Source organism: Rhodopila sp. (assembly GCF_965277165.1).
Taxonomy (GTDB): Bacteria; Pseudomonadota; Alphaproteobacteria; order Acetobacterales; family Acetobacteraceae; genus Rhodopila.
Map to the genome: position 1 here is coordinate 1,925,241 of NZ_CBDICE010000006.1, position 19,844 is coordinate 1,945,084.

Consider the following 19,844-nt stretch of genomic DNA (forward strand, 5'->3'; position numbering starts at 1 on the left):
GCATCATTCAACGTTGTCTCACCATCATCAGGAGTTCACGCTCATGCCTGGTCGCCAGGCGAAGCTGATAACGTCAGCGGTTTTGCAACGCGTGCTGCGCCACCTGCACCAACACTCCGGTGATCCGGTGCGCGATCGGGTCATCATCCTTTTATCGGTGCGGGCTGGGTTGCGCGCAGCTGAAATCGCCCAATTGAGCTGGCCGATGGTGCTGGATGCCCGCGGTCGCATCGGCGATACCGTCCTGGTAACAGATCGGATCGCCAAGAAGAGAATGGGGCGCACCATCCCGATTCACCCGGAGCTGCGTGCGGCATTGCAGGGCCTCATGTCGCAGACCGGTGAGCGCGACGGCCCGGTTATTAGGTCGGCGCGCGGCGGGGCAATGCAGCCCAATAGCATTGTAAACTGGTTTGTCACCCTATTCGCGGTGTTACAAATTAAGGGGTGCTCATCGCATTCCGGACGGCGGACATTCATCACCCAGGCCGCACGAAACTTGCACCGTGCCGGCTGCAGTTTGCGGGACGTGCAGTTGCTCGCCGGGCATCGTTCGATTGAAACCACGCAATGCTACATCGAGGGACACACAGCGGGTCAGCGCAAGCTGGTCGGGCTGCTGTAGCGCGCCGGCTTCTCAACAAGCGTCCCGTCAGCTGAACGGGGCTGTCGACCTCACCTTAGCCCAACTTAGCGGATTCGCGGCAGATTGCAGAGGTCTTCATCGGAAACTCCCAGTTCTGATCTCGGGGGGCGGCCAAAATCGGCTGTAGTGAAGACCAAGCCTATTCCCAACCGCCGGTCTGTGTGGATAGTCACCAGTCGTCATGTTCCTGCGCTCGACGATTCGCCAGAAGGACGGCAAGCATCCCCGCTACTGGAGCGTCGTAGAAAGCTGCCGTGTCGGCGGTGGCCGCGTGGCGAAGCGCCCACTGCTTTACCTGGGCGAGATCAACGATAGCCAAGCCGCCGCTTGGCGCAAGACAATCGAGGTGCTCGAGGACGGCTCGCCGCAACCCCGCAAGCTGTCCTTGTTCCCCGAGGACCGCACCGAGGGCCTGGCACCCGACGACACGATCGTCCGTCTGAGACTGTTGGCGCTTCAGTTACGCCGCCCGCGCCAATGGGGTTGGCTGCTGGCTGGCCCGGCATCTGTGGGAAGAGCTGCATCTGGACCAATTCTGGTCGGACCGTCTGACGCCAAGCCGTACGGGCGCACGGTGGGACCAGATCCTGTTCGTGCTGACCGCATACCGGCTGATCGCCCCCGGCAGCGAATGGAAACTGCATCGCCAGTGGTTCGACCGCTGCCCGATGTGTTGGGGACTGGCGCGGACCTGGCCGAGGTCCACAAGCTGTATGCCTGCCATGACCGTTTGCTGGCGCACAAGGATGCTCTGTTCCGGCACCTTCGGCAGCCTCGCAGGATCTGTTCAACGCCAACTTCGACGTGCTGCTCTATGATCTGACCAGCACCTATTTCGAAGCCAACCCGCCGTTCCCGGAAGGCGACAAGCGCCGCTTCGGCTACTCGCGTGACCACCGCCCCGATTGCGCGCAAGTCGTCATTGCGCTGGTGGTGACACCGGACGGCTCTGATGTCCACTTTCAAGAGACACGGACGCAGATCCTCTTGCGCAACAATGCTGCGTGACGCGGGATGCAGTCGTGCAAGGCAGGAGGCGGGACCGCTGGACGTCGGTTGACCATCTCTGATGCGCGGATTGAATACCGCCTGTCCGGTTGCCGTCCGGGGCTGTCCCTATCTTAGGACGGGCATCAGCACGAGACTGGCCTCCAAGCGTCTGCTCGGGAATGCCCCACCGTGGCCCCGCCTCCAACCTTGCACAACGAATGATGAGGCGGTTGGGCCATTGGCTGCGGATTCGGCGCACCAGGCGCCGCAGATGACCGCGGATTTCAACGCCTGATGGCGTCGTGCCGGTCCGCAGCAGCACAGCTACCGGCCGCGATGGGGCGGTGTCGTAGACGTGGATCGGCAGGAAGCAGCGTTCATCGTAATGAGCGTTGAACAGCGAGAGTTGCTGTTGCCCATGCACGACATCGAGCGTGTCATCGATATCCAGGGTAACCGCGCGCGGTGGCCGCTGGTAGCTGGCGCAGTAGGTATCAATCAGCGCGTAAGTCATGCGCACCACCTCACGCAGGCTGGGCGCGTTCTCCCACCGCGACACGGTCGGCTGCGAGCACAGGTCGGTGCCGCTATCGGGCAACCGTCCGCAGGCCAGCTTGAAGCCGGGATCGGTGCGCAGGTGGTCGAGGTCGTCGGCATCCTCGTAGCCACAGGCAATAGCCAGCATGCGGGCGCGCAGGATGTCGGCAACACTGTGCGTCACCAGCAGCGGATTGCGCGGATCGGTGATCAACGGCGCGAGCCGGTCGGCGGTGCCGAGTTCTTTGTCGACCGCGGCGAGAAGCATCCCGCCGCCGTCGGAGGTGATGCGTCCGCCGTCGAACGCGGCAGTGACTTTCTTGCGTTCGACCGCTGGGAAACCGAATGGCAGAAGGCTATCTTCGAGCATGGCGGGTGTGGCAGCGTCCGATTCGATGGAAATTGGCTTTGACACCCGAGTCTCTACTTGAAATCAGACGTTTACGCGACATCCGCCCGCGAATCCCTGCCATGCGCTGAATAAGATGGGCTAGCTTGTGCAGGTTTGTAACCTGCGGGCCAATATTTGGTAGTTTGGGCCAAGTCCTCAAACGCTCAACCATTACCCTTAACGATCTCTGCCAGACCCGCCGCCGGTTTGGGTTGGCTCATGCCGAGTGTGTTTTACCCCAAATACTACGGATGGCTTGGTTTGAGCCCGCCGTCCCCTAATGGTGCCGTACAACGTTCCAGGCCTATACCTACCGGCAACCGCCAGTGTCTGTCAGTGCGTGTCAGTCCGTTAGACATTGGCAGCGGCAGACGCTAGATTGGTCCCAGGCCTGCCGTCCGCAAGTAGACGGTCGTATTGATTGTAACCGTGCGGCTTATTGATTGACGATAGCAGCCTTGATGCTGATTACGCGGGCCTTGCCGAGCGGTTTGGGGAAATCACGGGTGACGGTGCGCTTTCCGCCCTTCTGCACTCGGAGAAAGTTTGCGGCGGCTAGATGGGACAAAACCTCATCAGCCGGTAGTCCGGCGCATACGGCGTTGCGAAACCGTTCATTGGCAAAAAGAAACTCCTTACTTCCGCTGCCTGTCGGGTAGAGGATGCCGTAGGCTGACTGCAATTCCGCCGCGGTCATCGACGTTCGTTTTGTAAGGTCCACGAAACGGTCTCGGTTCGTCGTTATGTATCCCGCGACCGCATCGATACTGGACTTTGGCGTCCGCAGCGCGATCGCGTTGGCAGGCAAAAGAATCCGTTGATGGACCGTACTTACGGCGCCCAGCATGTCCTTCCACGGCCAAGGCAGAACGCCAAACTTATTCGCCAGCCGACCACTCGCATACACAAACGCAAATAGTCGGGCGACACGAGCTACCGGGCCGCCCCAGGCATTGGCGTTGACATGCCGAAGATAAAAGTTCATTCTCCTCTCGATATAGACCGCTGCTGCCTCCGGATCGGCGTGGGTCCATTCGACCAGCTGCTCCAGGAACGCGTGCCCGGCAGTGCCGTAGCATTGCAACGCCGCATCGCGCAGCTTATCGGAAAAACGTGATGGTGATGTGGTCGGATCATGAAGTTCCTCCAACACGCCCATCCCGCAGCCAGCATCCGCCGCCACATCCACTAGGCGCACGAGTTGGCCGGCCGCCAGCGGATGACCGCAAATCGTTGCCAGTTGGTCCTGGCTGTGTTCCGTCGAGCCCATGTACAATAACCTCCAGCTGAACCGAACGTGCCGGTCGGTTCGCCGTGCCTTTTCTTCACCGCCTGTCAGGCGATAGCCCGCGTGCAGTATCGTCCGCGCCGCATCCCGTGGCGTTTCACCGGCGAGGCTGGCCTCGTCCAGGAGCAGGAACGTTTCGTTATGCGACGCCGCGACTTGGTCAATTGCGTTCCGAGTGGCAAGCCAGGTTCGCGAAAAGCCAATCGTTCCGCCGCCGCCCCATATCGAACCGGCAGCGACGAGAACGCTTGTCTTGCCGATGCTGCTCGGCCCGACGAGGTGGAAACCGGCGGTGTCCAACCCTGCGCTGCGCATCAGCGGGCCGCCGAAGGCCGCCATCAGCGCGAACATCGCCAGGTTGTTGCCGTACGATGGCTTGGCTACCCGGTTTTGCCAGTCCGTGAGTTTCCCTGCCCGCCCGAAGCGGTGGCCGAGCATCAACGCAGACTGGTCAATGATCGGTTTCGAACCGTTTGAGGAGTAGGTTCGGCAAGGTGTCACGAACGTCCCAGGGTTTAGCCAGCCCGGGGTACTAACGATGTCGAAAAGGGCGGGATCCTTAGGCATAAAGCTGTCCAGCACCTGCTTTCGCGCGGTGCGACCTAGGGGCAGCTGCAGGTTAGTGATGAGTGCGGCCTCGCTAGCCCCCATTGGAATAATGAGCTGGGCCTTGCACCCGGCAGGGTCGCGCACGTCGAAAATGCGTGACCAGTCTTTGAGTCTCGCGTCCTTGCCGATCCCCAACAGCCGGGCTTGGCCATTCTTTATCGCGTTTTTCATGTCTGAACCTTTGCAAACTTTCGATCACTGATTGAAGCGTTCATTTTCGATGTCGCCGCACACCGTGCACACCGCGCACACCAGCAAAACGCGCCCCTGCGCCCTATCGAATGTCGAACACGGACGACAGAGCGCAGGCGACCAAGTCAAATCGCTACCCGTGCGATCGTGGGTTCCGAATCTTCTCTAGCCACGATTGCTGCAATGGGATCTCGCTCGTGCTATTGATTAGCCGACCAAGACGGTTTTTCGCCCATTGATCCAGTTCGCCCGTTGGATAAAGCGGAACTCGCCCGGCGCGATTAAAAGCCGGCCCGCCACCGACACTGGCGAGTTTGGCGAGCGTCGCCGGTGCGACGCGAAGGCCGTGCTTTATCTCTAGGTATTCGCTGGCCTCCCAACGTCGTAACCTGGGCTTTGAAAGGCGGACGGGAATGTCATTTGCAGGCGTAAGGTCGCGATCTGGGGTTTCCATGAATGTTTTTCCTCAAAAGTGGGTCGTGCCGAAAAAGCTGCGGTTACCGCGGCATTGCAGCACTTTCATGCTTTACCGGTTCGCATTTCGCGAATTATTTTTATTGAAATCGGTTGGTAATGCATCTCTAGTGATGTAATATTTTAACTGTGATCAGTCTCTAGATATTGGTTCGATAGAAATCTCTAGTGACTAGCTAACTCGCGCATAGCTGCGCGATGCGCCGCCGCCACGGGCGCCGGTTAAAGCGTCAAGAATGGGCGGTTTGGGAGGCCGATTTGGCATCAGCGGAAAGTTTGTAGTACGACCGGACAATAAGCCGCTAGCGCTATCGCGTGCCGGTCAGCTGAGGTTTCCGAACAGGGCCTCATGTTCCGCAACCGACCTGCCAAAGATATGAACGCCACGGCGTCCTCCATGCTTGACACCTGGCTACCCTTGCCTCGATGTTGGGTCTCGACAGCCCGGGTTGCTGACCTTGTCGACGGCCGTCCTGGGATGGTGTCTTAATCGGCAGGAGTCTGAAATGGCAGCACATTACCCGGCGAAGCGGACGGCAGCGCAGACACCGCAACAACGTTATCGCACAAACGATCGTCGCGCCGGCGTCATTCAGCTAAACGTTCGCGTCCAGGAGGAACAAGCCGCCCGCATCAAAAAATTCGTCACGGGGCTGCGAGAAAAAGACAAACCCAGCGACGCATTCGCGAAAGCATTTCCAGCCTCAGCCAAGGCGATTGCAAAGCGGCACGCAGCAAAGCTGTTACGTTTGCGCGGCTAACAGGCGCGTCGAATGTCGCGGGTGGATGTCTCAGTGCACATTGCGACAAATACACTGACGGACAAACATGAACCAAGCGCCAACGTCCGTCGAAGCAGGCACTGCGGCAAGCGCCTATGGGTCTGCCGCATTCTTCTCGAACGGCCGTGGCGCCGATCCGTTCGGGCGAACGCCGGACGCCGTACCAACCATGCAAGCTCGAATCTGAGCAGCCACCCGATCGGCCGCGGCGATCAAGACGGTGTCGAGAATGTGGGTATAGCGACTGGTAACCGTGCCCGATGCATGGCCTAGCAACGCCGCGATCGTCGGCTCGGAATACCCGGCATCGCCAGCCATGCTGGCAAAGCTGTGCCGCAGGGTATGTGGCGTAACGCCTGCCAGCTTCGTCCTGCCGAGAATCGCCCGCCAGGCGCCACCTAGGCCGCCATAAGGTAGATCGCGGTGTTCGCCGGGAAGCACCCACACGCTACCCTCGCGCCGAGCGAGCTGACCCAATATCTCAAACGCTGCGCCGCCAATCGGCCGCACCGACGCGCCTTCCTTCGTATCGACCATGCGAAAAGCATGGCCTGGCTCGTCAACCTCGGTCCAGCGTAAGCCGAGGATTTCGCCCTTACGACAGCCCGTCAGTGCTAACAGCCGCGCAGCCGCGACAGCCGTGACATTGACACCCTCTTGCGCAGCGGCATCAAGCGCGGCCCCGAGCGCGCCGTAGTCATCGGGGGAAAGTCGGGCGGTTCGTTTTGCATAAGCCGGCTTCTTTGCCCCGATGGCCGGGTTCACCGGGATAATGCCATCTGACATTGCGAACGATAGGATGCCACCCAGCAGGCCTGCCGAGCGGGACGCCACGCCTCGGCCACCGGTGACGATCGATTTGCCCCGCATTTTCGTCGTCTTTGCAATCTTGGCTGTCTTTCCCTCAGTAACGTCACGTATGAACCGACCGATATCGACGGGCGTCAGGTCGCGCACCAACCGACGCCCGAGGAGCGGACGGATGTGGCCATTGATGCGCCCGATGTCTGATCGGATGGTAAGGGTTTTCTTGGGCAAGCCGCGCTTTCCCATCACCGTACCGGCCTCAACGGCGACCATGTAGCTGTCACACAATTGGCTGACGGTCATAGCGGCTCGCTGCCCCTCCCGGTCCTCGGCTGGGTCTTCACCCCGGGCGATTTGCCCAAAAAGGCCGATGGCCTCCTTCCGGGCTTGCTCGCAGGTCACCCGGCCGTGAACCCCGAGCTTTACCCGACGGGTGCGACCCTTTGATCGATATTGGATGAGGTAACCGCGCTTGCCGGAAGGGTAAATTCGCAGCCCAAAGCCCGCCAACTCGTCACACCAAATGAAGTAGTCGACGGCCCGAATTTCGGCATCCTCGACCGTGCGTTTTGTCAGCTTTGGCATACCGAAGTCCCTTCGCTGCCGGAAGCACTACGGAAGCACGCGGAAGCAAATTGGGGAAGATGCTGGAAAAGGCGTAAAGCGGCGGAAATGGTCTAACGTACTGAATGACATAAGTTCTGGACGCATCCGTCTATTCCGGAAAAGGCCAGAAAATTGATGACTACAGCCCTCCGAAGGCGAAGGTCGCACGTTCGAATCGTGTCGGGTCCGCCAAACCCTGCGTTTCCGAGGCTTTCCAAGAGCGGGACAATATGACACGTCGACCGTGTCGGAGCTGCGAGGGTGCGGCAGCTTTCCCGGCAGCTTCTGAAGACTCGCAGACGACCTCGCCTTTCATATGCGACGCGCTAGCGAATGGTAGTGAGAAAGTATGGCGGGAATATTCCATTAATCTCGTCGAATCGGCCGTAGTGACCTCCAGCCTCTTGTTAGGCGAAGCGGCAGATTTGCGGCGGCCAATTCGCGACATGCGACGGCCGTCTGATTGCCGGGCTTTTGCAGGTTACCGGAGCGGTTTGCCGAGTACAACGCTGTTTCGGTCTGGGCACGTCTAAGCGTACGCAACTAAATTTTTAACGAGGGTCTTGCTCGCGGCCCCCATGAAGTGGTTACGTCACGGTCATCACGCAGGCAACCACACATACCTACCGATGATATCGAGGCACAAGGCTATCTCGTTCGCAGGCCTCCAATGGGGTGGGGCATGGTGAGTTATGGCCTCGGTATCCGGCGGCGCTTTGCCACGAGCGCCTGTTTAACGGTCCTGTCCCTGGCCGTATCGCTTGCGCTTTCGGGGCGGCTGCAGGCCCAGCCAGCGCAAAGGCAGGGTCCGCTGCAGGTGTGGTTCAGCCCGAGACAGGATTATTACAATTCGGCGACTCGGACACTGTCGTGGACCCATTACGACTTCCTCGCGATGTTCGAACCCAATGCGCACTGGCAGCGTGCGCTGGCCCAAATCGACGCCATAATGTTTGATACGAGCCATGCAGCGGAGGGGTTCTCTCGAAATGGCGTGCCGTCGCTGCCTAAAATCCGGGCAATGCTCGCTCGCCATGAGCTTAAGGTAGGGGGCGGGGGGTCGGTATTGTACACTGATGGCCTTTGTTCGGGTACAGCCGTGGAGGGGATGACCGGTGACAAGGGGTATGCCCGGGAAGCCGTTCTAACCACGCGGACCTGGCATGATGCCGGAATGCCGATGACCTACTTCGTAATGGATAGTCCGTTCTACTTTGGCTATGATTACAAACATGATAAATGCCATTTTTCAATCGAGGATGTCGCGCGCCGAACTGCCACGACGATGAGGATGATTAGGGCTTACTATCCAAAAATCATAATCGTCGATGCGGAGGGGCCTGGCGAACAGCTGCCAGCTCAATGGTTGCCCGATTATCACCGGTTTCTGTCGGCATTTCGCGCGGAATACGGGGCGCCGATCGATTACCTTGATATGGACCTTCATTGGACGGATACGTGGCACACTGGCTATCGATGGGTGACTGCGGCCAAGGAAATTACTGACGATATACACCGACAGGGCCTACGAGTCTCCCTAATCGTCAACGCTGAGGACCTGAACTGGGACCCTGACGTGCCTCCGCCTCGCGCTAATGCCTCCCCAAAGATCGCAATGACAGCAGACTACTGGATAGCCGCGGTGCGCAAACATATCGATCTCATCAAACGAAACGCGATCCAGCTTGATGCTGTGGACCTAGCGAGCTGGATGAAGTTTCCCCGTCAGAATCTGCCTGAAACAGACCCACTGGCCTGGACGGCAGTCGTTAACTACGCGCACGAGGTTCTTGCGCCGTCAAAGTGAATCTTGCGCCCATCTGGGCCTTATAAAATTTGAATAGGACGAAATGTCGGACCTGGCGGAGACGATTGGTCATTTAACCTTTGGCAAAGAAGGGAACGCCGACAGCTGCTTAGGTGCGGGATGGTCAGCCGGCGAAGATGGCTTCCGATGGATGATCGACGATCTGAGTGAATTTTGGTTTGATACTTTGGGAGCTGGGTCTTGCGTCCTGAGCCTTGATCTGCGTCCGTTGGTCGGCATGCCTTACCGTCCGATGCAACGGGTGATTATCCAGATTGGAGAGGTTGAGATATATCGCGCCGAGCTGTCTGCGCCCGTCGCTTTCAGCATTCCAATTCCATCCAGCGCACTTGGCGCCTGCGATCGACTTCATTTCACAATCCACCATCCAGACGCTGTACGCCCGATCGACTTTGCCGACATCGGAGATCATAGGAGGCTAGCGCTGTCGATTCGCGAAGCCCGCCTGCAAAGGGTCAGATCGACGGTTGCTGAACGGGAGACCAAGCCTTCCGAGAGCCCCGCCGCACCGGTCGTCATCACTGAACCAACTCGGCTTTCAACGGTATTCGTTGGTAATTGCCAAATGGATGCGCTGTCCCGCCTTTATCACCGAGTGTTACCCGCAGGCAGCGATCATATTGTGACATATATTGCATCCTATAACGATGCGACTCCGAGTGCTATGCAGGCTGTCGCGGATGCTACGGCGGTTGTGCAACAAGTATTGATCTCCGCCTCCCGGATCGGAGAACTTCCCACACATGGAAAGGTCTATCTGGTACCACACGTCAGCGCGGCCTTTCTGTGGCCCTACGCGGGAACACCCCACCCCCTAAATCGGCCTGAACCCGTCCTAGAACCGAGCGGCCCGTACAACGCAGAGTTGGGTGATGGTTTTCTTAACCGCAAAATCGCTGCTGGAGTGGCGCCTAATATTGCGATTGCGGATTATCTTACTGCTGAAGCTTCTATAATAAAACGCGCTGAGCGAATGATGGAACTGCACCTTCAAAAGCAACGCGACCGAGACGAAGCATGCGGCATTCCAATTGCGGCCCGAATTAGTGAGCACCTCAGTACAAGACAGTTCCGATCGCGGAATCATCCTGAACCGAGCATGTCAACATGGATTGCCGGCGAGGTGTTTACCCGCATGGGAGAAGATCCAGCCGCGATTGCCCGACTTATCGCGAGTCAGCCTGACGTGTTCCCGCCGACGGAAACTCCGATTCATCCGGCCGTAGCTCGCCATTTCGGTCTGTTTTCTGCACTTCCGGAACGACAATATCGTTTCTTCGAGGAAGGGAGTTTCACATTCATCGAATACGCAGATCGTTATATGCGCTACGATTGGAATGCATTGCTCGCTGAGGCGCTTTATGTGATGCGACAACAACGGACAGATTCAGCGCTGGCTAAGCTCAAATTGGCGCTCTCCACGGCTCCGCGCTCGACGATCGCGCGACTTGCATTTGCGGAAGCGTCGGCGCAACTTGGCCAGCTTGAGGACGCGATCGACTATGCTTACCAAGCCATCAAAATCGAACCAGATGGGGTGCTTGTCAAGAGGCTGGTCCAATTATCGGATCAATGGAAACTACGGAGATCTGCGTCAGTCAGGGCCTGATCCCAACTCGCCATTCTCCATTTGAGGGCCTTTTCTGGAACCCGGTCTTAGTCGCGTGCACTGCAACAGGCTCGATTTGCTTTTTCTGGCCTCGGAAAGGCGGGTAGTGTATGTTCATACGCACATCATCCCGGCGGGGAGCATCAGACTGTGATGAAAACCTTGGTCTTTTGCACATCATATGCGGAATCATTAGGAGTTTGGGAGCGACGCTGCGGAGTTTGGATGAAGGCCATCCTCAACTCGGGACTGCAAATCGACAAAGCACTAATCGTCGATGACGGTTCACCAATTTTGCCAAACTGGTCTCGAGTGGCCGTCGTATCGCCCGGACGATATGACGATCCGATACCAGAGGGTGTGAGTATTCACCATTTCGACAATCGGCTCGGCCGCGATGTTGATGGGCAGCCTTTCCCAGGATGGTATCGATCGTTTGCCTATGCCATCATGAGTGGCATAAGAGGCGGATTCGATAGGATCGTTCACATTGAAAGCGACGCTTTTCTTATTAGTGGTCGGGCGGTAAAGTTCTTTAACGAATGCGACCGTGGTTGGGTTTCGTTATGGTGTCGCTCATATCAGTGGCCCGAGAGCACCATGCAGATTATAAACAAGGACTCCTTCAAAGCCGCTGAAGAGTTTTTCTCGCGTCCATATTCCGATTATACTAAGCAGCCGTATAAGCCGATGGAGAAATTACTCCCGATAACTTCCATCAACAAAGATCTAGTCGGCGATAGATATGGTGAAATTTCCGACTCGGTTCCACTTGGGGCCGATTATGTATCTCAAGTCCGTTGGGGGCAACCTGAATCGTACTATTGGTGGCTTGAAAATCCCAGGTTTGAAAGTTCTCGAGATTTAAGAAGTTCTGATCTATCTCAAATTGAGCATAAATACCGTTGCGACTATCAAATTACATTCCAACACCAAGGGGTGAGCTACCTTGAATTTATGACATTCCTCGATCGCGAGATGTGTCCCCTAGGATACTTAGAAATCGGGACAGAAAACGGCGCCAGCTTGGCAAAAATCTCGTGCGACGCTATCAGCGTTGATCCTCGATTCAAAATCAGCCAAGATGTGATTGGGCGCAGGGAAAAGATGTTCTTCTTCCAGAAGACGTCGGATGACTTCTTCCGCGATCATGACCCTCGGCTCTTTCTTGAACATCTCGATTTGAGCATGCTGGATGGACTTCATCATTTCGAGGCTCTGTTGCGGGATTTTATTAACTTCGAGCGCAGCTCTCATATTGGTTCGATGGCGTTACTTCACGATTGTCTGCCGCTAAACGTTCGAATGACTTCAAGGCATCAGGAAACAGGCCCGGCTTCTGAAGACGAAATTACGAGGGGTTTTTGGACAGGTGATGTGTGGCGTGTTTTGCTGATACTTACGGAGTTCCGTCCGGATTTGAACGTTGTGGTGCTGGATTGTCCTCCCACTGGCCTCGTCCTGTGCAGCGGCCTTGATAGCACGTCAGACATTCTCAGCAGATGTTTCACCGAAATCGTCGATCGATATACGAGGCTAGACCTGGCGGGTTTTGGTCTGGAAACTCTTTGGAAAATTAAACCTATGCTCAGTAGCCAAAAAATTATAGCTGATCCCCAAGCATTTTGTGAGAGGTTTCGTTTTAGATAGGGTTTGACCGTTGGGAGAGCCACGAAACATTCTAGATAGTTTCCTATCCGTGTTCGAGCGCGCCGCCGTTAAACGGTCGCCTTCGACCGTAAGCAGGACACAACGCGTCCGTTCACGGACCTACTTCCGGATGTGGCGGGGGATGGCTTTTCAACGCCCGGACGCATAGCATCGGCGTGCCGGGGGTACGGGCATGGCAATGGGTCTTATATCAGCATGGCGTTCGTGGCTGAATCGCAGCCTGGTCCTGCGTGATGTTGAGCGCCACGCAGCCGACGTGAGGGAGGTCGATCGTTTCAAGGTCAAGGATCAGTTGACCTACGCGAACCTGGCGCTGGACAACAATGACCATCGGCTGGCAACCGAAATTTGGGTGAGGCTGATGGCCGATCACCGGACCGCTGTCCAGGACACTCCGCTCGCGCTCAGGATCTTGTTACGCCTGCGTCGATTTGATGAGGCGACCACGATTATGCGCCACGGCCAACAGCGCTCGCCGCGCAACCCCCGCTTCTTGCAGGGGCTCGGACAGATCGCCCAGGTCAAGGGCGATCATGATGAGGCTATTCGGATCTTCGCTAGTTTGCGCAAAAAATTTCCTGGAGTGATGGAAGGTTACACCTTGGGCGCCGAGTCGCTGAAAGCGGCCAATCGGCTGGATGAGGCCGAGCACCTTGTCGGAAAGGCAATGAAGAACTTTAATTCTCATATCGCACCGTTCTTGGAATACGCCCGCATTGCCATGTTACGGCAAGACTGGGAGGAGGCGTTGCAGCGCTGGCGCCCGCTCCAGGATCAATTCGCCCATGTTGCCGGGTTCGTTGGCGCCGCGCAGGCGCTAGTGCAGCTGGGGCGCCATGATGCAGCCGAGCAACTGCTTCAGGTCGCACGTTATCGTTTTGGATCAAGTTCAGAACCGCTGAGTGAGTACGCCAGGGTGGCCGAGGCAAGGGGCGACAACGCCGAGGCCGCGCGGCGCTGGAACGATGTGCTGTCCGGTTTCCCGCTGGATATGCGTGCCTACATTACCGCGTCCGAGGCGTTCGAGAGGCTCGACGAACCCAAGAAGGCCGAGGCCGCCCTGCGCGCCGCCATCGATCGTTTTCCGACAGAGATTCGCCCGATGTTGGACCTGGCTAGGCTGATGCAAATCAAGCGTCGGAATTTTCCGGCTGCCGCCGAGGCATGGGCGGCGGTGCGCGCCACCTTCCCGGACAAACAAGAAGCTTATACCAGCGGCGCCGAGGCGCTCCGTCGAAGCGGCAACGACGAACAGGCTGATGCCCTGCTTGAAGCGCACCGGATTCGTTTCAATTCGATCTAGTGATTAAGCCGACAATCCCAGCGCCGCCGCCGCCCCCTGCAGCGAAATAACCCTAACTCCGTCCCCAAGCCCTGCCGCCAGCACGCCGACATGCGGATGGTGCGTCAGCACGATAACCTGCACCTGCTCGCTCAGCGCCGTCAGCGCCCGCAATGTCGCCGTCGTGCGCGGATCGTCGAAAGTCTGCAGGATATCGTCGGCGACGAACGGCAGCGGCGAGGTGCCTTTCGCGTAATCCTCCAGCGCCGCGATCCGCAGCGCCAGATACAACTGATCACTGGTCCCCTCGCTCAACTGATCCAGCGATTTCCGCGTCACCCGGTCGGTCTCCAGCGCCACCATGATCTGGCCGTCCCGGCTGTCCTCGACCCGCACCCCGGCCTGGGCGCCTCCGGTGATGGCATGGAACACCTCGCCGATCCGCGCCAGCAGAGGCTGGTCGGCGCTGCTCGCCTGACGCTCGAGCGCGGCCTGCAACAGCGCGTGCGTGGTGTGCAGCAGCAGCGCTTCGTCGGCGGTCCGCGCCAGATGGGCCTGCGCCGCTTCGCGCCGGTGCGCCGCTTCGGCCGCATCCAGGCCGTTGCCCGCCCGGTCCAACGCGGCGGCGGCGGTGGCGGCGGCCTCCCTGGCGGTCTCGATCCTGGCGGCGCGCTCCTGATCGGCGGCATCGATCGCCGCAATCCGGTCAACGTCCGCCTCGGCCGTGGTCTCGCCGGCCCGCGCCGCCAGCGTCTCGACCGTTTGGCCGCCACCCTGCAGCGCGAGTTGCCGCGACGCCTCCGCCCCGTCCGCCCGCGCCGCGGCCACCGCTCGGATGCGCTGCAATCGGTGTTCCGCCTCCGCATCGGTGGCCACGAGCAACGCGGCGCGCAGGCCATCCAACATGACAGCGGCGGCGGCGGCATCGGCCACCGCGACGGCCAGTTTGGCCTCCGATTGCTCGATCCGCCGTTCGGCGTCCTTGCAGCGCGCGGCCTCCCGGTGTTCCGCTTGCAGACGATGGTGGAACGCCGTCGCCGCTTCGATCGGGGCCAGCGCCGCCAATTCGGCTGACAGACCGGCCAGACCGGCAACCTTGACGGCGAGCAGGTCGACCGCCGCGCCCATCCCATCGATCCGGCCCTGCTTCTCGGCGATCGTCACCTCGGCCTGGCGCAATTCCTCGATCTGAGCCATCGCGTCGCCGGTCGTGGCCGGCGCTTCGCCGTCGGGCCGCGCCAACTCGGCCGCCACGCCGCGCCACGCGGCTTCCCAGTCGGTCAGCGCCCGGGCCGCCTTCTCGGCGGCGATGGCCGAGGCCGCCCGCGCCGCCCGATGCTTGTTCGTCTGCTCGATCAATGACCGCCGCCGCGCCGCCAGGTCGCGGTCGGCTTCGATCAAACGGTCCGCCCGCGCCAGCACGGCGCCCAATTCCGCCACCGAAGCCGGTTCGGCGTCGATCGCGATGGCCAGTCGCTGGCCCAGCGTATTCAGCACGTTCTCAAGATCCGCCAGTTCCCTCGCCGCTGTATCGCGCGTGCAACGACAGGCCACGGCCGCCTCCCTGGCGCGCAGGAATTTGCGCAAACCAGACATATCTTCCGTGTCGCCGCCCGCCGCCCGAGCGATCGCCAGCAGCGTGCCCCGCGCCGCCGCCAGCGCCGCCGCCGTGCGGGTCAGCGCGTCGGCCTGCTTTCCGCGTTCGATCTCCAGAGCCGCCAGATGGCCGCGCAGTGCGGTCGCCTCGGCAACCTCCCGCCCGTGCGCTATCAGCGCATCAGCAACGCCATCCGCATGGCGCATTGCCCGATCCAGAGCGACCGCCGCTGCCGCATCCGGACGTTCCGGGCCGCACAGCAGCGCCCAAAGCGCATCGCGTTCGGCGCGCGCAATCGCCAGTGCGTCGGGCGCCGGCAGCATAGCTGTCCGTTCCAGCGCTGCCAGCCTGGCCTGCTCGGTTTCGATGTCCGCCACCCGAGCGGCGTGATCCCGCAACGCCTGCGCCTGCGCCGCCTCGGCCTGGTTCAGCGCCTTGCCGGCAGCCTCCAGCTTTGCGTCCGACGGCGCCGCGGTGGCGTTCAACGCAGCCTCGGGCAACGCACAGTCCGGAATCGCCGCCAGCGAGGTCCGCAGCGCTGCCTCGGCGTCGCGCAGCTTGCGTCGGCCGCCATCCAGGCGAATCCCCGGGTCACCGCCAGCGCGCAGCAGCCCGACAAGATCGCCAAGCGCCGCGACATCGCCCTGGTCCGGCAGGCCACCTAGTTCCCCCAGGCTCGCCGCCTGCGCCCGCTCGGCGGCCGTCAGGGCCTCCGCCGCGGCGGCCGCGTCGGCCGCCAGTTTCGGATGCTGACGGAGACGCCGTTGGGCGTCCTTGATCACCGGCACCGGCGGCAACGGCACGCCGGCGTTCCATCCCAGATCGCGGCGCATAGCCGTCGCCCGCGCCTGTCCAGCGGCCAGTTCCCTTTGCACCGTCGGCAGGTCGATTTCGCACTGCGTCGCGACACCGCGCAGGCCGCCTAGTGCGGTGATGTCGGTATCCGCCGCGATCCAGGCGGGATCGAAGTGCAGCGCGGCACGCGCCTCGCGCGCTGTCTGCAGGTCCAGCCGAGCGGCCTCGGCACCGCCGGCCGTTACCACGCCTTGCTGCAGCGCCTCGCGCCAGCGCCACTCGAACCCGTCGTCCAGGTCTGGCACATCCTGAGTGTCGGCCAGCACAAGGTGTGCCGAATGCGTGCGGCCGAGCCATGGGCGGCAGGCGCCGATAGCGCGCAGCCGCTCCCGTTCCGCGGCGTTTTCGGCCTGCTCACGCAACAGCGCCTGCAGCTGATGCGCCGTCTCCGTTGCCTGGCGTTCCAGCGTCTGCCAACCGTCCGGACGCAGCGCTGAACGCCGCAGATCGGAATTGCCTTGCTCCCAGAGACTCAGCGCGCTCCACAACGGCCGCGACCGGTGGCGCGCCGTGGCCTTGCCCAGCTCGTCGCGCTTGCGTTCCAGTTCGGCCAGCAGTTCGCGCACTCTGGCCATGCCGCCGCCAGCCGCGAACAGCACTTGTCCCAGACGGCCCTGGCTGCGAATCAGTTCGCGGCCACCTGAACGCAACAGCGCGGTGTCGAGGCCAAACAGTTCGCGGAACACCGTCTCATCCGCGCCACCCAGCAGGCGGCGTGCCTCGCCGGCAGAGACTTCGTCGCCATCGGACCGGGCAAGCGTGGTGCCGTTGCCCTTGCGCCGCACCAGCGACACAGCTCGGCCGTCGTCGACGACGTCCGCCAGCAGGCGCATGCGTTCGGTACCGAAACGGAAGCTCATCGCCGTGCGCGGTTCGATGCCGAACAGGAACTCGCCGATGGCCTGGCGGATTATCGATTTGCCGTAGCCGTTCGGCGCCACAATCAGGTTGACCCGCCCAGGAGTCGGATCGAGCGGCAGGTCAAGCTGCTCGAACGGTCCGTAACGCTCCAGGCGGAAATGCGCCAGACGCATCAGACCCGTGCGGACAGCGCCGCCTCCAGCCTGCGCTTGGCTTGCTCGATGATCGGTGCCGGATCGCCGCCGAGCAGTGGGTGACCCTGCGGCAAAGCCTCCCGTAGCTTGCCCAGCAGCAGGGCGGGCCAGTCGCCCAGCAGGTCGGGCGGGGGGGCGGCGGCGATGGCATCGATTTCGCTCAGCAGGCGGGTCAGGTTGTCGGGTCGCGCCGAGGCGTCGATCCCGGCCGGCGGACTGGTCCGCAGCTTGACCGATTCAAGCCAGAACAGATGGTCGCCGGTGATCGCCTGGGCTTCGTTCAGCACCTTGTCGCGCAACCCGTCGCCGGACAGCGCGGCGTGCGCCGGGGTGGTGCCGATCAGGGTGACACGCGCGGCGAGCGGCTGCGACGCGGCGTCGCGCGCGGCCTCCAGACCGGCTTGAACCCGAATCAACGCCTCGGCCTCGTCCGCCGCCCCGTCGATGTCCACTTCGATATGGGCCCAGCGCAACACATCGAGCACGCGGTGTTCGACCGACACGGCGCGATCGCTGACCGTGACCAGGCTGGCGCCCTTCGCGCCGGTCTCGCCGATATGACGGCCTTGCAGGTTGCCTGGAAACACGATCCATGGGTCGCGCGAAAGCTCCTGGCGTTCGTGCACATGGCCCAGCGCCCAGTAATCGTAGCCATGCGTTTGCAGCCGCCTTAGCTCGCAGGGGGCGTAGCGATCGTGCGCGGCGTAACCCTCGGCCGAAGTGTGCAGCAAGCCGATGTTGAAAAGCCCGTCGATCGGTTTCGGATAGCCGCGCGACAGGTCCTCCGGCACCGCGCGGTCGGCGAAGCTCTGCCCGTGGATGGCGACACCCAGGCTGTCCAGTATGTGGACATGGGCCTCGTCGTGGCCGAACGTCGTCACGTGCGGCATCCGCAACGATCGGGTCATGCGATTGGCGGCGTCGTGGTTGCCGCGGATGGTCAATACCGGGATCGCCGCCTGCTGCAGCCGGCGCATCTGGTTGGAGAAGAACAGGCCGGTGCCGAAGTCCGGCCAGTCGCCATCGTAGATGTCGCCCGCGATCAGGACGAAGTCGACTTTCTCCTCGATCGCCAGGTCCACCAGCTTGCCCAGCGCTTTTCGGGTCGCACCTCGGATTATTTCGGTGGGTGCCAGGGGATCGGCTTCGAGACCTCGCAGCGGACTATCAAGATGCAGGTCCGCAGCATGCAGAAATCGGACGTTCGTCATTCCGCCTTGATATCACTTCCCGCCGAGTCGGATAAACTGGAATTTCGATGCCATTCCCGGGAAGCGATCGGTTCGTGATAGACTGACGGTTGCGTTGCCTCGCCCGCCAACTGTGGCAGTGGCACTGTCGTATCTTAACTATGTCTGGGAATCGGAATGGCCAGTCTGCCGAACCGTCTGCCGGGGCTGAACTTCGATCTGGGCGAGAGCGCCGACATGCTGCGCGCCACGGTCGAGGCGTTCGCCGCCGAGGAAATCGCCCCACGCGCCGCCGCGATCGACCGCGACAACGCGTTCCCGATGGATCTATGGCCGAAAATGGGAGCACTCGGCGTGCTCGGGGTGACGGCAGCCGAACAATACGGCGGCGCCGGCATGGGCTACCTGGAGCACGTGGTGGCGATGGAGGAAATTTCCCGCGCGTCCGCCTCGGTGGGGCTGTCCTACGGCGCGCATTCCAACCTCTGCGTCAACCAGATTTTCCGTAACGGCAACGACGACCAGAAACGGCGCTACCTGCCGGGGCTGATCGACGGAACCCGGGTCGGCGCCCTGGCGATGAGCGAGCCGGGGGCCGGATCAGATGTCGTCGGCATGCGCACCCGGGCGGACCGCAAGGGCGACCGCTACGTGCTCAACGGCAGCAAGATGTGGATCACCAACGGGCCGGACGCGGATGTGCTGGTGATCTACGCCAAGACCGATCCGGCGGCCGGCCCGCGCGGCATCACCGCGTTCCTGGTGGAGAAGGGATTCAAGGGCTTCTCCACCGCGCAGAAGCTCGACAAGCTGGGCATGCGCGGGTCCAACACCTGCGAACTGGTGTTCTCCGATTGCGAGGTGCCGGAGGAAAATATCCTGTCCAGCGTCGGCCGCGGCGTGAACGTGCTGATGAGCGGACTGGACTACGAGCGTGCGGTGCTGGCGGCCGGCCCGATCGGCATCATGCAGGCCTGCATGGACGTGGTTGTGCCATACGTCCACGAGCGCAAGCAGTTCGGCCAGGCGATCGGCGAATTCCAGTTGATGCAGGGCAAGCTGGCCGACATGTACACCACGATGAACGCTGCCAAGGCCTACGTCTATGCCGTTGCAAAAGCCTGCGATCGCGGCGAAACCGCGCGCAAGGACGCCGCCGGGGCAATCCTGTATGCGGCGGAAAAGGCCACCTGGATGGCGTTGGAGGCGATCCAGGCGCTGGGCGGCAACGGCTACATCAACGACTATCCTACCGGCCGCCTGCTGCGCGATGCCAAGCTGTACGAAATCGGCGCCGGCACCAGCGAGATCCGGCGGATGCTGATCGGACGGGAATTGTTCGCGGAAACCGCGTGAGCGGTTGCGGGCTCGAGGCGCCAACCGCCCCGATTGCGGCACGCGTCGGCTAGGCATTATCGGTTTTGGTTGACCGTCC

General features: G+C 61.0%; 12 protein-coding genes, 1 tRNA gene and 1 pseudogene. 9 read left to right on the plus strand and 5 right to left on the minus strand.

Going from position 1 to position 19,844, the window contains the following annotated elements; genetic code table 11:
• The first annotated feature begins 13 nt into the window (after nt 1-13).
• Nucleotides 14-625, plus strand: coding sequence for a tyrosine-type recombinase/integrase (locus ACQY4Y_RS21095; RefSeq protein WP_428492535.1), 612 nt, complete (start codon nt 14-16; stop codon nt 623-625).
• A gap of 202 nt (nt 626-827) precedes the next feature.
• Nucleotides 828-1,469: a hypothetical protein gene (locus ACQY4Y_RS21100; protein ID WP_428492536.1), complete on the plus strand. Its 642-nt coding sequence runs from the start codon at nt 828-830 to the stop codon at nt 1,467-1,469.
• A 387-nt stretch (nt 1,470-1,856) separates the two neighbouring features.
• On the opposite strand, the pseudogene ACQY4Y_RS21105 reads toward ACQY4Y_RS21100, so the two are convergent.
• Together ACQY4Y_RS21105 and ACQY4Y_RS21110 are read right to left on the minus strand one after the other, a co-directional pair.
• A pseudogene (locus tag ACQY4Y_RS21105) lies at nt 1,857-2,543 on the minus strand (IS1380 family transposase); the annotation flags it as partial.
• A 457-nt stretch (nt 2,544-3,000) separates the two neighbouring features.
• Nucleotides 3,001-4,632: a DUF927 domain-containing protein gene (locus ACQY4Y_RS21110; protein ID WP_428492537.1), complete on the minus strand. Its 1,632-nt coding sequence runs from the start codon at nt 4,630-4,632 to the stop codon at nt 3,001-3,003.
• Nucleotides 4,633-5,633: 1,001 nt separating this feature from the next.
• Here ACQY4Y_RS21110 and ACQY4Y_RS21115 point away from each other — a divergent pair.
• Nucleotides 5,634-5,888, plus strand: coding sequence for a hypothetical protein (locus ACQY4Y_RS21115; protein ID WP_428492538.1), 255 nt, complete (start codon nt 5,634-5,636; stop codon nt 5,886-5,888).
• Nucleotides 5,889-6,002: 114 nt separating this feature from the next.
• Here ACQY4Y_RS21115 and ACQY4Y_RS21120 read toward each other — a convergent pair whose 3' ends face one another.
• Nucleotides 6,003-7,301, minus strand: coding sequence for a tyrosine-type recombinase/integrase (locus tag ACQY4Y_RS21120; protein WP_428492539.1), 1,299 nt, complete (start codon nt 7,299-7,301; stop codon nt 6,003-6,005).
• A gap of 137 nt (nt 7,302-7,438) precedes the next feature.
• On the opposite strand from ACQY4Y_RS21120, the gene ACQY4Y_RS21125 reads away from it, so the two are divergent.
• From ACQY4Y_RS21125 to ACQY4Y_RS21145, 5 genes are all read left to right on the plus strand, one after another.
• Nucleotides 7,439-7,514, plus strand: a tRNA-Ser gene (locus ACQY4Y_RS21125).
• Nucleotides 7,515-8,004: 490 nt separating this feature from the next.
• Entirely contained in the window at nt 8,005-9,129 is a 1,125-nt protein-coding gene (locus tag ACQY4Y_RS21130; RefSeq protein WP_428492540.1) for a hypothetical protein, read from the plus strand.
• A 43-nt stretch (nt 9,130-9,172) separates the two neighbouring features.
• Entirely contained in the window at nt 9,173-10,759 is a 1,587-nt protein-coding gene (locus ACQY4Y_RS21135; protein ID WP_428492541.1) for a WcbI family polysaccharide biosynthesis putative acetyltransferase, read from the plus strand.
• Between the two features lie 225 nt (nt 10,760-10,984).
• A complete protein-coding gene (locus tag ACQY4Y_RS21140; protein WP_428492542.1) occupies nt 10,985-12,409 on the plus strand; it encodes a hypothetical protein in 1,425 nt (474 codons plus the stop codon).
• A gap of 193 nt (nt 12,410-12,602) precedes the next feature.
• Nucleotides 12,603-13,733, plus strand: coding sequence for a tetratricopeptide repeat protein (locus ACQY4Y_RS21145; protein WP_428492543.1), 1,131 nt, complete (start codon nt 12,603-12,605; stop codon nt 13,731-13,733).
• 3 nt (nt 13,734-13,736) lie between these two features.
• Here the strand turns inward: ACQY4Y_RS21145 and ACQY4Y_RS21150 are convergent, their stop codons facing one another.
• Nucleotides 13,737-17,198, minus strand: coding sequence for an AAA family ATPase (locus ACQY4Y_RS21150; protein WP_428492544.1), 3,462 nt, complete (start codon nt 17,196-17,198; stop codon nt 13,737-13,739).
• Nucleotides 17,198-18,430, minus strand: coding sequence for a metallophosphoesterase family protein (locus ACQY4Y_RS21155; RefSeq protein WP_428492545.1), 1,233 nt, complete (start codon nt 18,428-18,430; stop codon nt 17,198-17,200). Before ACQY4Y_RS21155 ends, ACQY4Y_RS21150 begins: the two co-directional genes overlap by 1 nt.
• 156 nt (nt 18,431-18,586) lie before the next feature.
• Between ACQY4Y_RS21155 and ACQY4Y_RS21160 the strand changes: the two genes are divergently transcribed.
• Entirely contained in the window at nt 18,587-19,765 is a 1,179-nt protein-coding gene (locus tag ACQY4Y_RS21160; RefSeq protein WP_428492546.1) for an isovaleryl-CoA dehydrogenase, read from the plus strand.
• Nucleotides 19,766-19,844 lie beyond the last annotated feature (79 nt).